This is a genomic window from Sphingobium sp. B10D7B (genome assembly GCF_025961955.1).
Taxonomy (GTDB): Bacteria; Pseudomonadota; Alphaproteobacteria; order Sphingomonadales; family Sphingomonadaceae; genus Sphingobium.
Window position 1 is genome coordinate 693,723 of sequence record NZ_JAOQOQ010000001.1, and the last position, 15,722, is coordinate 709,444.

12 protein-coding genes are annotated in these 15,722 nt (G+C 66.0%); 8 read left to right on the forward strand and 4 right to left on the reverse strand.

The genetic code is table 11. The features are described 5' to 3' along the window. Positions 1-13: 13 nt before the first annotated feature. Positions 14-1,327: an MFS transporter gene (locus tag M2331_RS03225; protein WP_181558947.1), complete on the forward strand. Its 1,314-nt coding sequence runs from the start codon at positions 14-16 to the stop codon at positions 1,325-1,327. Between the two features lie 105 nt (positions 1,328-1,432). Here the strand turns inward: M2331_RS03225 and M2331_RS03230 are convergent, their stop codons facing one another. Next, on the reverse strand, positions 1,433-1,606 hold the full coding sequence (locus M2331_RS03230; RefSeq protein WP_264592272.1) for a hypothetical protein: 174 nt from the start codon (positions 1,604-1,606) through the stop codon (positions 1,433-1,435). A 205-nt stretch (positions 1,607-1,811) separates the two neighbouring features. Further along, the gene (locus tag M2331_RS03235) at positions 1,812-3,269 is read right to left on the reverse strand and encodes an aldehyde dehydrogenase family protein (protein WP_264592273.1); all 1,458 of its coding nucleotides are present in this window, start codon (positions 3,267-3,269) and stop codon (positions 1,812-1,814) included. An 89-nt stretch (positions 3,270-3,358) separates the two neighbouring features. On the opposite strand from M2331_RS03235, the gene M2331_RS03240 reads away from it, so the two are divergent. After that, on the forward strand, positions 3,359-4,438 hold the full coding sequence (locus M2331_RS03240) for an aldo/keto reductase (protein ID WP_181558948.1): 1,080 nt from the start codon (positions 3,359-3,361) through the stop codon (positions 4,436-4,438). An 18-nt stretch (positions 4,439-4,456) separates the two neighbouring features. Here the strand turns inward: M2331_RS03240 and M2331_RS03245 are convergent, their stop codons facing one another. Both M2331_RS03245 and M2331_RS03250 read right to left on the reverse strand, forming a co-directional pair. After that, a complete protein-coding gene (locus M2331_RS03245; protein ID WP_181558949.1) occupies positions 4,457-5,587 on the reverse strand; it encodes an acyl-CoA dehydrogenase family protein in 1,131 nt (376 codons plus the stop codon). Next, positions 5,584-6,759 carry an acyl-CoA dehydrogenase family protein gene (locus M2331_RS03250; protein ID WP_181558950.1) on the reverse strand — a complete coding sequence of 392 codons (1,176 nt, stop codon included), beginning with the start codon at positions 6,757-6,759 and terminating at the stop codon, positions 5,584-5,586. Before M2331_RS03250 ends, M2331_RS03245 begins: the two co-directional genes overlap by 4 nt. A 341-nt stretch (positions 6,760-7,100) precedes the next feature. Between M2331_RS03250 and M2331_RS03255 the strand changes: the two genes are divergently transcribed. The 6 genes from M2331_RS03255 (at position 7,101) to M2331_RS03280 (ending at position 15,651) form a co-directional block, all read left to right on the forward strand. Beyond that, entirely contained in the window at positions 7,101-10,007 is a 2,907-nt protein-coding gene (locus M2331_RS03255) for a TonB-dependent receptor plug domain-containing protein (RefSeq protein ID WP_181558951.1), read from the forward strand. Between the two features lie 108 nt (positions 10,008-10,115). Beyond that, positions 10,116-12,269 (forward strand): acetate--CoA ligase family protein, encoded by a 2,154-nt coding sequence (locus M2331_RS03260; protein WP_264592274.1) that lies wholly within the window; start codon positions 10,116-10,118, stop codon positions 12,267-12,269. A gap of 3 nt (positions 12,270-12,272) precedes the next feature. Beyond that, entirely contained in the window at positions 12,273-13,073 is an 801-nt protein-coding gene (locus M2331_RS03265; protein WP_181558952.1) for a crotonase/enoyl-CoA hydratase family protein, read from the forward strand. 3 nt (positions 13,074-13,076) lie between these two features. Further along, the gene (locus M2331_RS03270; RefSeq protein WP_181558953.1) at positions 13,077-14,249 is read left to right on the forward strand and encodes a thiolase family protein; all 1,173 of its coding nucleotides are present in this window, start codon (positions 13,077-13,079) and stop codon (positions 14,247-14,249) included. 5 nt (positions 14,250-14,254) lie between these two features. Next, positions 14,255-14,680: a Zn-ribbon domain-containing OB-fold protein gene (locus M2331_RS03275; protein ID WP_181558954.1), complete on the forward strand. Its 426-nt coding sequence runs from the start codon at positions 14,255-14,257 to the stop codon at positions 14,678-14,680. Positions 14,681-14,922: 242 nt separating this feature from the next. Continuing rightward, on the forward strand, positions 14,923-15,651 hold the full coding sequence (locus M2331_RS03280) for an SDR family oxidoreductase (RefSeq protein ID WP_181558955.1): 729 nt from the start codon (positions 14,923-14,925) through the stop codon (positions 15,649-15,651). Positions 15,652-15,722 lie beyond the last annotated feature (71 nt).

Consider the following 15,722-nt stretch of genomic DNA (forward strand, 5'->3'; position numbering starts at 1 on the left):
CGGGAGCGAGGGCATGGCAGGTCGAGCGAGCCTCACAGACAAGATCGCCATCATCCGCGCGACCTGGCGCTATCCGGGCTGGGGCGTGGTCGCCAAGGCGTTCTTCATCTTCCTCATCGCCTTCGGCGCGCCGCTGACCATGCCGTTCGTCTATCCCGAGGTCATGAAGGAGTTCGGCTGGACGCTCACCCAGGCCACGCTCATCTACACCTATAAGAGCCTCACCGGCGCGATCATGGCGATCTTCATCATCGGCCCGCTGGTCGAGCGGATCGGCCTCAAGCTGGTGCTGGTCGTCGCCATGGCGGCCGAAGCCATCGGGCTGGCGGGCTTCCTGTTCGTCCACTCGCTATGGAGCTATTATGTCGTCGGCTTCATGATCGGCATTGGCCAGGGCGCCGTGATCATTTCGCTGCGGCTCCTCGTCTCGCGCTGGTTCATGCGCAATGTCGGGCTGGCGACGGGCGTGGCGGTGATCGGCACCAGCTTTGGCGGCGTGCTGTTCCCGCTGATGACCAGCCAGCTCATTCCGCTTTATGGTTGGCGCGTCGCCTTTGCCTGTCTGAGCATCGGCATCTTCTGCATTTCCATTCCGCTCGCGCTGTCGGTGCGGTTCAACCCCAGCGAGGCGGATGTGCTGCCCGAGGCGGTGCGGACGAGCGAGCAGGTCAGCAGCGCCCGGCTGCGCGCCGCGGATCTCGGCATCAGCTTCCGCACCATGCTGCGCCAGCACGCCTTCTGGCTGATCGCGCTGGCGACGTTCCTCTCGGCGCTGATCGATCAGGCGCTCTTCCAGCACAGCATCTATTATCTCACCAACGAGATCGGCCTCTCGCGCACCGTCGCGGCCTCGGCCTGGTCGCTCACCTTCCTCATCGGCATCGGCGCCAAATTCGTCGCGGGCATGACGTTCGATCGCTTTTCGGTGAAGGGTGTCGCCGGCTGGAACCTGCTGCTCGGCCTCGCCATCCTGCTGGCGCTGCCGGTGCAGGGGCTGTTCACCGCGCTTGTCTTCACCACCGTGCTGGGCGTGGCGCATGGCGGGCTGACCGTGGATGGCCCGGTCGTCGCCAAGCATGTCTATGGCCCCAGCCTCATGAACCGCCTGCTGCCGGTGCTCGCCGGCTTCAACACCATGGGCTCGGCCTTCGGGCCAGTCGTGCTGGCGAACTTGTACGATCGCAACGGCACCTATCTGGTCGGCTTTGGCGTGTTCATCGGCCTGACGATCGTCGCCGCACTGCTGATGGCGCGCGTCACCCCGGCCTATCTGCTGCGGATCAGGGCACTGCAGGATAGCGGGTCAGAACGCGCAACCGGTAGCTAATGGCCGCCTGAACACATTCCAACCGCTGACTATGCGCTGTCACCCTATGTTGAGCGGCGCGTTTGCTCCCTATCCTGCGTCATTCCCGCGAAGGCGGGAATCCAGTCAAGCTCGCGAGTTCAATCCCAGGGTGGCGGCAAGATCCTGCCAATCGGGGTTGGCCTGCTCGATCAAATCGAGCTTCCAGGTTCTGCGCCATTTCTTGATCTGCTTTTCGATGAGGTTGGAAGTGACGCCCAGATAGAGCGTACCGTTGCGATGCGACGCCAGCAGATACACTTAGGGATCGATTTCGCGCGTCATTTCAACGTTGCTACTGGATTCCCGTGTTCGCGGGAATGACGAGGTGAGGCAACAATCATGTCCGGACGATCACATGACGAGACAAGGCCGATCCCGGACAAGTGCCGGACCATCCCCCTGCGCCAGTCATTGATCGGCTTGGCTGAGCGGGAGCGGAGCACCTCCGTCCCGGCGGGCTTCTTCACCCAAGCGGAATCGTGACAGCCTGCATTTCCATATAGGATTGCATCCCCGCGACGCCCTGCTCGCGCCCATAGCCTGAATGCTTGGCGCCACCGAAGGGCACGTCGCGGCCATTGCCGCCATGCCGGTTGACCCAGACCATCCCGGCCTCAAGCTGCCGGGCAATCGCGCCGCCGCCGTCTGTGTCCGCCGTCCACACCGACGCCCCGAGGCCGAATTCGGTGGCGTTGGCGCGGCGGATGACATCCTCGATCTCGTCGAAAGCCAGGACCGGCAGCACCGGGCCGAACTGCTCTTCGCGCACCAGCGGCGCTGCGTCATCCAGTCCGGCGACCACCGTCGGCATGACGAAATAGCCCGGGCCGGGCAGCCGCTCGCCACCGGTGAGGATCTGTGCGCCCGGAGTCGCCCGCACGCCGTCGAGCAGCGCCAGCACCTTGTCGAACTGCATCCGGTTCTGGATCGGCCCCATCTGGCTTTGCGGATCGGTGCCCGGTCCCACGCGGATGGCGGCCGCCCGGCGCGCCAGCGCCTCGACCATCGCCGGGTAGAGCGCGCGATGCACGAACACCCGCTTGATCGCCATGCAGACCTGCCCGCAATTGGCAAAGGCGCTGCGGGCAATGCCCTCGGCAGTGGCTTCCACATCCGCATCGGGCAGGACAATGGCGGGATCGTTGCCGCCCAGTTCCAGCGTGATGCGCTTGAAGGTGCCTGCCGCGCTCGCCATCACATGCCGGCCGGTCGCCACCGAGCCGGTGAAGCTGATCTTGTCCACATCCGGATGCGTCGTCAGCCAAACGCCCAGATCATTGCCGCCGCTCAGGATGTTCACCGTGCCCGGGGGCACGATGTCCGCAATGGCCTGCCCGATGGCGAGCGTGGAGAGCGGCGTGAGCGGGGAGGGCTTCAGCACGATGCAATTGCCGGTGTAGAGCGCCTGCGCGATCTTCACGGTGGCCAGCATCACCGGCACGTTCCACGGCGTGATGCCGCCCACCACGCCGAGCGGCCGGTAGCGGATTTCCACCCGCTCGCGCGCATCTTCGCGCAGCACGCCGCCGGCGACATCGAAGGCGCTCAACGCCTCGATATGATCGGCCGCGCGGCGCACCTCGCCAATGGCGTCGCGCAACGGCTTGCCCTGTTCGGCGGTGAGCAGCGCGCCCAGCGGATCGGCGACTTCGCGCAGGCGCGCGGCGATCCGGTGGATGACGGCGCGCCGCTCGGTCACATCGCGGGCGGACCAACCGGGGAAGGCCCGGCGCGCGGCGGCGACGGCCCGGTCGAGATCGTCCCGCTGCGCGTCCGGTGCCTGCGCAAAGGCAGTGCCCGTCGCGGGATCGATCACCGGCATGAACGCCTCTCCCGCCACGATCTCCCCGTCGATCAGCATGCCGGCGGCAAGCTGGGGCGAGTCAAGCATGGGCTTTTGCGCGGTCAGACGATCGTTCATGTTGCTTTTGGCCTCCGCTTGGCTCACATCCGGCGATACGCCATAAAGATAATATAGTAGTATAGTTTGAGCAATCGGGAAGGGGTGGAATGTTTGACGATTTCGTGACCTTGGGACGGTCCGGCCTGCGGGTGAGCCGTTACGCGCTCGGCACCTTCAACTTCGGCGGCGCGCAGCCCTGGAGTCTGGACCCCGCCGCCGCCGGGCGCCTCATCGCGCAGTATCGCGACCTCGGTGGCAACTTCCTCGACTGCGCCAACAGCTATGGCGGTGGCGAGGCCGAGACGATCCTCGGTGATTATCTCGCAGGCGAGCCCGGCCTGCGCGACCGGTTGGTGATCGCCACCAAATTTGGCTCGAACGTCCGCGATGGCGATCCCAATGCCGGCGGGGGCGGGCGCAAGTCCATCCTGCAAAGTGTCGAAGCCTCGCTGCGCAAGCTCAAGACCGACCGGGTCGACCTGCTCTGGATGCACATTGTCGATCCGCTGACGCCGATGGACGAGACGATGCGCGCGCTCGATGATCTGGTGCGGGCGGGCAAGGTGCTGCATGTCGGCCTCTCCAACATTCCGGCGTGGAAAGTGGCCGAGGCGCACTGGCTGGCGCAGTGGCGTAATCTGGTGCCGGTGATTGGCCTGCAGCTGCAATATTCGCTCATGGAGCGGAATATCGAGGTCGAGCATGTGCCGCTCGCCCGGGCCTATGGCATGGGCATCGCGGCATGGTCGCCGCTCAAGAGCGGGGCGCTGAGCGGCCGCTATCGGCGCGGCGATGCCAGCAATCATGATGCCGAAGGGCGTGGCTCGTTCCTTGCCCGCATTCTGGACGAGAAGGCCGAGCGCGTGCTGGACGTGGTGCTGCAGGTCGCGGAGCGCCACGGCGCCAGCCCGGCACAGATCGCGCTGGCCTGGCTGCAGGCGCAACCCTGGGTCGCGACAATCCTGCTGGGCGCCAACGATGCCGACCAGCTTGTCGAAAATGCCGCGGCGAGCCGCATCACCCTGTCGGCCGAGGATCTGGCGGCGCTGGATGCCGCCGGGCCTCCCACGCTGACCTATCCCGCCGACTTTGCGCGGCGTGCCACAGGCTCGATCAGTGGCGGCACCCGCATCAACGGGATCGCGCCACCCACCGGCGGCGGCTCGCCGAGCCAGAGCCGGCGCTAAGGGGTTTAAGCTGAGCGCTTAAAGGGCCAGCGCCGCGTAGCGCTCGAGATGAGCGTTGCGGTCGCCGTGCGAAAGCTCGAACAGCCCCAGCCGGGCGAACAGATGCGCGGCCGGATATTCCTGCACCAGCCCCATGCCGCCATGGAGTTGCACGCACTGCTCGCCGATGAAGCGGGCCGACTCGCCGACCTTCACTTTCGCCGCCGAGACCGCGCGGGCGCGTGCCGCTTGGTCGTCCGCCTCGCAGGCGGCTACGGCGGCGGCCGCGATCGGCGCGGCGAGCTCCTGCGCGATGGCCATGTCGACCAAGCGATGCTGGAGCACCTGAAAGGCATCCAGCGGGCGACCGAATTGCCGGCGGGTGTGGGTATGCTCGCGAGCGAGGGCATTCGCCGCCCGCAAGGCGCCGACGGCGTCCGTGCAGGCGAGGGCGGTGGCTTCATCGAGCGCGCGGGCCAGTGCCGTCTCGCCGCCCGGCATCCGCGCGGCGGTGGGGACGATAACATCGTCCAGCAAGAGGTCGGCGGCACCGGTCCAGTCGAAGCAGCGGGTCGGGCGAACGGCCAGATCCGCCGCCGGGACGAGAAACAGCGCCACACCCCCGGCCGTGTTCGCCGAGACGATGAACAGGTCTGCGGTATCCCCGCCCGCCACGGCAACCTTGTGGCCCGAGAGGCGCCAGCCATGCGGATCGGGCGTGGCGTGGGCAGTGATCGGCCGGCCGTAGCCGCCATCGGCTTCCTCATGCGCCAGCACGACGCGGACTGCGCCGCTGCAGATGGCGGGCAGCCATGCCGCCTGCTGGTCCTCGCTGCCGGCCGCCGCCAGCAGTCGCGCACCGATCATCACCGCCGCATAGGGCTCCAGCACCATCGCGCCGCCCATCGTCTCGACGGCCATGGCCAAGTCACCGAGCGAACCGGGGAAGCCGCCATGCCCCTCCGGCAGGGTGAGGGCGAGCAGGCCAAGCTCGGCATAAGCCGCCCAGGCCGCCCGCGATTCCCGCGCGGCGCTCTCATGCGCATCGCGGCGTTGCTCGAAGCTGTAATAGCGGGCGAGGACTGTTTCGAGTGAGTTGCGTAGCAGGTCGCGAATGTTCGTCTCTTCGGCACCGTTTGCCGGCGCGGCGTCCATCACGGTCGTGTTCATCGGGCTGCCCCCAGGCCAAGCGTTTTGGCGATGATGTTGCGCTGGATTTCGTTCGAGCCGCCATAGATGCTGACGACGCGCGTATCGAAATGGCTCTTGAACAGGCGCCCGAGCCATGGCTTGTCCGCATCGCCAGCGTCCATGGCGGCGTCGGGGGCGAACGGCGCTGCGCTGCGGCCCGCCACCTCGACCAGCAGGCGCGTCAGTCGCTGCTGAAGCTCCGATCCCTTGATCTTGAGCATATTGGCCTCGATCCCCGGGGCGACCCCGGCCCGGGCGCGGTCCAGCATGGCGGTGGCCATGGCCTCCAGCGCATCCAGCTCGATCGCCGCCTCGGCGATGCGCGCGCGGACATGCGGCGCGCCGGCCAGTCCTTGCTCGGCCGCGATCTGCCTCAGCCGCGCCAACTGGCGGCGGTTGAGGCCGATGCGCGCGATCGACAGCCGCTCATTGCCGAGTACCACGCGCGAATAGGTCCAGCCTTTATGCGGCTCGCCCACCAGATTTTCGGCGGGCACCCGCACAGTGTCGAAGAACACCTCGTTGGTGGTGTGGGCGCCGTTGAGCAGGATGATCGGGCGAATGTCGATGCCCGGCGTCTTGAGGTCGATGAGCAGCATGGAGATGCCCATTTGCGGCTTGGGCGCATCGGGATCGGTGCGGACCAGCGCGAACATCATGGTCGATTCATGCGCCATGGTCGTCCACATCTTCTGCCCGTTGACCACCCAATGGTCGCCGTCCCGCACGGCGCGAGTCTTGAGCGAGGCGAGGTCGGACCCGGCACCCGGTTCGGAGAAGCCCTGGCACCAGATGTCTTCGCCGGAGAGGATGCGCGGCAGATAATGGGCCTTCTGCTCCGGCGTGCCGTAATGCATCAGCGTCGGGCCGAGCATCTTGAGGCCGAAGGAGCCAAGGTCCGGCGCGCCTTCCTCGGCCAGCGTCTCGGAGAAAATATAGGTCTGGACCGGGCTCCAGCCGGTGCCGCCATGCTCCACCGGCCAGTGCGGCGCCGCCCAGCCGCGCGCGTGCAGCGCCTTGTGCCACGCGAGCCGCTCCGCCGCAGTGATGCCGACCGCGTTGGTCACCTTCTCGCGCACATCCGCCGGGCACTCCGCCCGCACGAATGCGCGGACCTCTTCGGCAAAAGCCTGCTCGCTTTGCGTGTACATACCTGTCCTCTCCTTCTCCTTCCCATCATCGCGCGCTCGCAGATAATATCAAGTAGCTTTATATAAAGCGGCTGGAGAATGTTGTTGTCATTAGCATCGATTTGCGCAACAATTGAGTCGTCACCGGATCGGGGCAGAAGGCTGCGCGGTTTGCATCGAGTGCGCCGCCGGCAAGCCTCGGTTTCCGGGGCATTGGGCCGCCATCCAAGCACCTGTTAAAACCCGGCGACCCCAAAAGATAATATAGTATCATTGTTGTTGACACAGCCTTTATGACGCTTAGTCTCGGGCACAATGAAAGGCCGGCAGGCGCAAACCTGCGGCAACAAATAGGAGGGGATATGTCTCGTCGAACATGGTTGCTCGCGTCTGCTGCCGCTTGCACATTTGTCGCCCTGGGGTCTGCCCCGGCGCTCGCGCAGGATGGGCCGGCGCCCCAGGCGCAGGATAACGATGCGCAGGTGCGCGATATCATCATCACCGGCTCGCGCGTGAAGCGCGATGGCTTCCAGGCGCCCACGCCGCTGGTCGTCGTGACCTCGGAGGCAATCGCCGAGCGCGGCGCGGCCAATGTGGGCGACTATCTCAATGAGGTGCCGTCCTTCCGCCCGAGCGTCAGCAACCAGACGAACACCCAGTCGTCCAACCTCTCCGGCGCGACCTTCGCCGATCTGCGCGCGCTAGGGAACATCCGCACGCTGGTGCTGGTGGATGGCCGCCGCCATGTGCCCACCGCGCCCACCGGGCAGGTGGATCTCAACCTCATGCCCACCGTCATGATCGACCGGGTCGATGTGGTGACGGGCGGCGCCTCGGCCGCCTACGGCTCGGACGCGATTTCCGGCGTCGTCAATGTCATCATGAACAACCGGCTCACCGGCTTGAAGGGCGATCTTTCCCTTGGCCTTTCCGAAGAGGGCGATAATTTCGAGCGTCGCATCGGTCTGGCTTTCGGCAGCCCATTTGCCGAGGGTCGCGGCCACTTCGTGATCGGCGGCGAATATGTGAAGTCCGATGGCATCAGCGGCTTCGATGATCGGGCCTGGGGGCGCCGCTACGAGGAGTCCGTTTCCTTCGCCGCCACGCGTCCGGCGGGCACCCCGTCGCGGTCGTTCGAGAGCGGCGTGCGGTTCGTCAATTCGCTCATCGGCGGCGTCATCCTCGGCAACAATGCCGATACCAATCCGGCCAATGGCGTCGATGCGCTGCGCGGCATCTGGTTCCCTGCGCCAAACCAGGTCGGCAATTTCACCTACGGGCAGGAGTCGGGTGGTTCCTCCTACAATATGTCGAGCTCGCAGGGCACGGCGCCCCGCCTTGGCCATACGCTGGTGCTGCCGGTGGATCGCTATGTGGTCCGCGCGCACCTGAATTATGAACTCAGCGACGCCATCGGCATGTTCGTGGAAGGCAGCTATGGCCGGTCGGGCTCGGATTATTCCGGCCCCATTCCGCGCGATACGGCCGTGAGCGGCGCCAATGCCGTCATCATTCGGCGCGACAATGCCTTTCTCCCGGCCGCCGTGGCATCCATTATGGATGCAAACGGCATCACCTCGTTCGTCATGGGACGGTCGAACCCGGATTTCTCCTCGACGCAGATCGTGAACTTCAATTCCACCTATCGCGTGGCTGCCGGACTGAACGGTGACCTTGGTGGGGGCTGGGCGTGGGACGGTTATGTCCAGTATGGCGAGAACAAGCTCGACTCCCAGATCCGCAACATGCGCATCCAGCAGAATTTCCTCTGGGCTTATGATGCGATCAATGTGGGCGGCCAGATCGTCTGCCGCGATACGACCGCACGTGCGCAGGGCTGCGTCCCGTTGAACCTGTTCGGGGTGGGCGCCATGTCGCCGCAGGCGATTGCTTATGTGAATGGCACCCAGTTCCAGAGCATCACCACGACCCAGTTTGTCGGCGCGCTCAACCTTCGCGGTGAGCCCTTCTCCACCTGGGCAGGGCCGGTTTCTCTGGCGGCGGGCGCCGAGTATCGCCGCGATACGGCGCTGAGCGTCGTTGACTCACTGGCGGCGCAACGGCGCTACAATTTCTCCAATCCGCAGCCTTATCAGGGCGCGTTCGCCACCAAGGAAGCCTATGCCGAAGTCGTGGTGCCGCTGGCCCGCGACACGGCATTCTTCAAGGCGCTCGATCTCAACGGTGCGGTGCGTTACACGGATTATGACGTGTCGGGTGGCGTGACCACCTGGAAGATCGGCGCGACATGGGACGTGCTGGACGGGCTGCGGTTCCGCGGAACGCGCTCGCGGGACATTCGGGCGCCCAATGCGGCCGAGCTGTTCTCGGTGACCTCCACCCAGTCAACGCTGCGCAATCCGTTCAACGGCGTGTCGCGGTCCTACACGGTGGTCTTCGCGCCCAGCCAGACGCTGGCGCCGGAAAAGGCGGACACCTTCACCGTCGGCGCGGTGGTGTCGCCATCGTTCCTGCCGGGCTTCTCCGCCTCGGTCGATTATTACAATATCAAGATCAATGGCGCGATTGCCAGCTTCCCCGCCCAGCAGATTGTCGACAACTGCTATGCGGAAATCCAGGGCGGCTCGCGCGGCGCCTTCTGCGCCGTCACAGCCCTTTCCGGCACCGGCACCTCCACGGAAATCAACTCGGTGACCGTGCAGTTGCTCAACCTCGCCTCACTGGAGACGCGCGGCGTGGACTTCGAGATGCAGTACCGCTTCAATGCTGGTCCCGGCCGGGTCACCACCCGCCTGTTCGGCACCTATGTGAAGGATCTGATCTCGGACGATGGGCTGGGCGTCGCGCCCACTCGCAATGCGGCCGGGATCATCCAGACGCGGGGCAGTCGGATCAACCGGGCCGGCCAGCTCGGTGGGTTCACCTCCGGCCTCAATACCGGGGCCACGAGCGTACCGCACTGGCAGATCAACGCCAGCCTCGGCTATGAGACGGATGATTGGGGCACGACGCTCAACGCGCGCTGGATCGACGGCGGTATCGTGGACGCAACCCTCGTTCAGCCCGGCGACCCGGATTATAATTCCGCTTCGCCGATTTCGGTCGGCAACATGAACGTTGCCTCGCGGCTGTATCTGAACTGGTCCGGCAACATCAATCTGATGGAGAGCAACGGAAAGAAGGTGCAGCTCTATGCTGTCATCAACAACCTGCTCGACAAGGAGCCGCCCTTTCCGAACACGCAATTGGCCGGCTTCTATGATCGTATCGGCCGGTCCTACAAGGTCGGCGTGCGCTTCAATTTCTGATCGCTTCGGCAGCGGCCGGCCACGCGTCGGCCGCTGCCTTGATTTACATATTGGGGGCCGCGCTCGCGCGCCCTTTTTCATGGCCCCCTCAGCATGAATGGTGATCCTATGTCTGCGACCGATCTTTCCCCCCGGATCAAACCTGTGCGGGGAGCCGATGCGGTCGCCTTGTTCATGCGGCCGCGCTCGATTGCGGTCATCGGCGTGTCGGCCAAGCCCAAGACGGCGGGGCGGACGGTGCTGGCCAATCTCCAGCTCAACGCCTTTGATGGCGATGTCCATGTCGTCGGCCGGGCGGAGGGGGAGATTGACGGCTATCCCGTGACGCAGAGCATCGACGATCTGCCCGAGGGCGTCGATCTCGCCGTGTTCACGCTCCCGGCGGCGGGTGTGAAGGATGCGCTGGAGGCCTGCGTGCGGCGCGGCGTCAAAGCCGTCACGGTCTTTTCCTCGGGCTTTGCCGAGGCCGGCAATCGGGCAGGGCAGGATGAACTGGTCCGCATCGCCTATGAAGGCAATGTCGCGCTGCTCGGGCCGAACTGCCTCGGTTACACCAACCTTGTGAAGGGCTTGCCCATCGGCTTTGCCAATGCCCGCAAGGTCGCCAAGCTGGCACCGGACGATCCCAATCCCGCCATTGCCATGGTCTCGCAGAGCGGCGGGCTGATGGCCTATGCCAGCACCAATCTCGCCGCGCGGCATCTGCCGATGGCCTATACCGTCTCCACCGGCAACGAGGCCGGCATCGGCATCCCGGATTTCATCGATTTCTTCGCGCATGATGAGGCGACCAAGGTCATCGCCCTGTACCTCGAGGAAGTGCGCGATCCGCAGGCCTTCCTCGCCGCGGCCCGGCGCGCGCAGGCCGCCGGCAAGGCGCTGGTCGCCATTCACCCGGGCCGGGGCGAGAAGGGCAAGGCCGCCATCCAGTCGCACACCGGCGCGCTGGCGGGCGACTATGCCACCATGCAGCTCCATCTCGATCGCGCCGGCGTGGTGCTGGTCGAGACGCTGGAGGAGTGGGTCGATGTGATCGAGCTGCTGGCACGCTATCCGGTCGCGCCCACCAAGGGCCCCGGCGTGCTCACCTTCTCCGGCGGCTTCTGCGCCATCGCGCATGATTATTTCGAGGCGCTGGACATGGAGATGCCCGCGCTCACCGAGCAGACCCGCAGCGAACTGGCGCCGCAACTCCCTGTCTTCATCCCGCCGCGCAACCCGCTCGATCTCGGCACGCAGGCGATTTTCCAGCCGGAGCTGATCCCGCTCGGCACCAATGCGCTGATGGCGGATGGCAATGTCGGCAGTGTGCTCATTGCCATCAACAGCGGCACGGCGGCCTCGCAGCGCGGCTATGGGCCGATGTTCATCGACAGCCTCAAGGGCAAGGATCGCCCGGCGATCATGGCCTTTCCCGCGCCCGAAATGGATGCCGACTTCGAAGCCTCGGTGCGCGCCAACCGCCTGATCCTCAGCCGCTCCATCGAGCGGTCGATGACGGCGCTGTCTCGCGTCACGCGCCATGGCCGCTCGCTGGAGCGTTCGGCGCGCTCGGTCACCCACACGCCCTTTGCCGATCTGCCGACGCTAGGTAGCGGCCCACAGCCCGAATGGCTCGGCAAGCAACTGCTGTCCGCCATGGGCATCCGCGTGCCCGCCGGCGGCCTCGCCACGACGCTGGAGGAAGCCGAGGCGACCGGCGCCAAGGTCGGCTACCCGCTCGCCATCAAGGCGCAGGCCGGCGCACTGGCGCACAAGACCGAGGCGGGCGGCGTCATCCTCGGCATCCGTGACGCCGACGAGCTACGCCGCGCCTGGAACGATCTCCACGCCAATGTCGCCCGCGCCCAGCCCGGTCTGGTGCTGGATGGCGTGCTGGTCGAGAAGATGGCGCCCAAGGGCCTGGAACTGATGATCGGCGCCAAGCGCGATGCCAAATGGGGGCCGGTCGTGCTGGTCGGCCTCGGCGGCATCTGGGTGGAGGCGCTGGGCGATGTGCGCCTGCTCCCGGTCGACATGGCGCAGGAGGATATCGTCGCCGAGTTGATGAAGCTGCGCAGCGCCAAGCTGCTCAAGGGCTTCCGGGGTTCGCCCCCGGTCGATGTGCAGGCCGTCGCCCACACCGCCGCGCTGATCGGCCGCCTGATGGAGACCATGCCGCAGATCGAGGAGATCGACCTCAACCCCGTCTTCGTGCATCCGCAGGGGGAAGGGCTGACCGCCGTCGATGCCCTCATCATTACCGCTGCGGAGGGGAACTGAACCATGAGCGAGACGCTGGCGACCTATGAGCTGGATGGCGAGATCGCCATCGTCGGCATCAACCGCGCGGCCAAGCGCAACGCGGTCAATACGGAAGTGATGGCGAGCCTGCACGCGGCGTTCGAGCGCGCCGCGTCGGAAGCGCGCGTCGGCATCCTTTTCGGCCATGGCGGCAATTTCTCGGCCGGGCTGGATCTGGCGGAAGCGGCCTCGCGCATGAGTGGCGCCAATCCGCCCAAGCCCTGGGAGCGCGGCCGCTGGACGGTCCCGCTCGATCTCGTCGCGCGCGGGCCGATCCCGTGGATCGCCGCGCTGGAGGGCGCCTGCATCGGCGGCGGGCTGGAGATCGCCTCGGCCTGTCAGGTGCGCGTGGCGGACGAGAGCACCTTCTTCGCCCTGCCGGAAGGCAAGCGCGGCATCTTCGTGGGCGGCGGCGGCGCCGTGCGCATTCAGGGCCTGATGGGCTATGCTCGCATGGCCGACATGATGCTCACCGGCCGCGTGCTGAGCGCCGCAGAGGGCGAGCGCGCCAATCTCTGTCAATATGTTGTGCCCAAGGGCGAGGCGATGGCTAAGGCGAAGGCGCTTGCCGCCAGCATCGCCAGCAATGCGCCGAACACCAATTGGGCCGTGTGCGCCGCGCTCCCCCGCATCGGCGACATGAGCCACAGCGACGGGCTGTTCTTCGAGGGGCTGATCGGCGGATCAGCGCGCAGCAGCGAGGGCACCGACCGCATCCGCGCCTTTGTCGAGCGCGGCGAGAACAAGGTCGCCGCGCCGCCTTCCGACCCGACGAAAGGCTGAACCATGGCGCTGCGGGACAATGCCATTGTCGGCTATGCGGAAACCAGGATCGTCCTGCGCAGCGAGGTCGATGTCTGGGAGCTGGGCGCCGAAATCCTCGACGGCATTCTGGAGCAGACCGGCTTCGAGAAGGGCGAGATCGACGGGCTGATCCTCTCCTCCTCGTCCACCGGCGCCGGCAATATCTTCTGGTCGCAGACCACGGCCGATCAACTCGCGCTGGAACTGGATTTCTGCCAGACGGTGGACATTGGCGGTTCCTCGCCGGTCGGCGCGGTGGCGCGCGCCGCCGCCGCCATCGATGCCGGGCTCTGCACCACCGTCCTCTGCCTCTTTGCCGATACCGCGGTCGCCGAGAATAACGGCCGCCCGCGCTCCTATGGCGCGGAGTGGACCACGCCTTATGGCTATCTCGGCGCACCCGCCGCCTTCGGCATGTTGAGCCGCTATTATCATGACAGGTTCGGCCTGGATGAGCGGGCGCTGGGCAAGCTGGCGGTCGCCCAGCGGGAACATGCCCTGCGCAATGACAAGGCCTGCGAGAAGCTGCGCAAGCCGATCACGGTCGATGATTATGTGCAGTCGCGCATGATCAACGATCCGATCCGCCTGCTCGATTGCGTCATGCCCTGCGATGGCGCCAGCGGGGTGCTGGTCACCAGCCGCAAGCGCGCCGAGCAGCGCGGCCTCACGCGCTGTGCGGTGCTGCGCGGCTATGGCGAGCGCACCAATCTCGGCGCCGCTTCGGCGATCGTCGATCCCACCGTCACTGGCCACCGGCAGGCGGGGGAGCGGGCCTTTGCGCAGGCGGGGCTCACCCCGCGCGATATGGGCTCCTTCCATCCTTATGATGACTTCATCATTGCGATCATGATGCAGTTGGAAATGCTCGGCTTTTGCGCGCACGGGCAGGGCGCGGCGTTCATTCACGAGACCGATTTCCTCTTCTCCGGCGATCTGCCGCTCAACACCGGCGGCGGCCAGATTTCCGCCGGGCAATGCGGTCTGGCCGGTGGCGGCACCAATCTTGTCGAGGCCGTGCGGCAGCTGTTTGGCGATGGCGGCGCGCGGCAGGTGAAGGACCGCCGCCATGCGCTCGTCACCGGCATCGGCGGCATTCCCTATGGGCGGAACTGGAACACCAGCACCGCCCTCATCCTCACGTCGGAGGGCTGAGGCGCATGGCCGATCTCAACGATCTCCTCGAGATCGATCGCCCGCTGCCCCCCGAGCGCAGCTTTTCGCGGCCCTATTGGGAAGCGACGCGCGAGAAGAAGCTGCTCATCCAATATGATCGCGTGGCCGGCGCCTATCAGTTCTACCCGCGCCCCACGAGCATCTACACCGGCCGCCGCGACACTCTGGAATGGCGAGAGGTTTCCGGGCGCGGCACCATCTTCAGCTACACGATTGTCCGCCGCGCCCGCCCGCCGTTCCGCGACAAGGAGCCCTATGTCGTCGCCATGGTCACGCTGGAGGAAGGCGTGAATGTGATGAGCAACATCATCCATTGCAGCGAAGCCGAGCTGAAGACCGGGCTGGCCGTGAAGCCCTATTGGCACCCGCTGCCCGATGGGCGCCACCTGCTGCTGTTCGAACCGGCCTGAGATCTCGCCGCGCGATCCTCTTTTGAATGGCCAGAGCGATGACGCCTGCTTAGGCTAGGCGGCGTAGGCAGAACGTGACGGCAATTGGCAGCCCCCCCGTCATTCCCGCGAACGCGGGAATCCAGCTTGGACCTTGCGTCTCGGCGCAGGCGTGGACCTGGATTCCCGCCTTCGCGGGAATGACGAAGGGAGATGCGGGGCAAGCCGGTGCATCCGCGGCGCGCAAGGGAGAAGGACGCGTAATGAGTTACATCAAGGGCAAAGTCGCGCTGGTCACCGGCGCCAGCTCGGGTCTCGGCGCGGCCATCGCGGCCGAATTTGCCGCAGCCGGGGCCTCGCTGATCGTCGCCGCGCGCCGCAAGGCACCGCTGGATGCCTTCGTGGCCGAGGTTGAAGCGCAGGGCGGGCAGGCGCTCGCCGTGCAGTGCGACGTCTCGCAGGAGGCCGATGTGCAGGCGATGTTCGCCGCCGGTCTCGCGCGCTTCGGGCGCATCGATATCCTCATCAACAATGCCGGCATTGCCGATCATACCCCGACCGATGAACTCTCCTTCGCGCGCTGGTCGGAAGTGATCGACACCAATCTCAACGGCGCGTTCCTGTGCGCGCGGGAGGCGCTGCGGATCATGAAAGGGCAGGGGGCGGGGCGGATGATCCACATCGGCAGCCTGTCCGCGCAGGTGCCTCGCCCCAATACGATTGCCTATGCCGCGAGCAAGTTCGCGCTGGCGGGCATGAACCATTCCCTCGCCCTTGACGGGCGCGATCATGGCGTCGCCTCGTCCATCTTCCACCCCGGCATTGTCGGCACCAATCTGGTGCAGAACATGCAGGAGGGCGATCCGCGCGACCGGATCAGCGCCGATGTCGCGGCGCGCGCGGTGCTGGCCATGGCCGATCTGCCCGATCATGTGAACTTCGTCGATGGCACCATATTGCCGCTCAATATGCCATTCCTGGGCCGCGGCTGACCGCACCCGATATTGTTGTTTTAAGCAACGGAGTTGTTGACAGGTCGATAGGATGCATGGGAAGCTGAGCC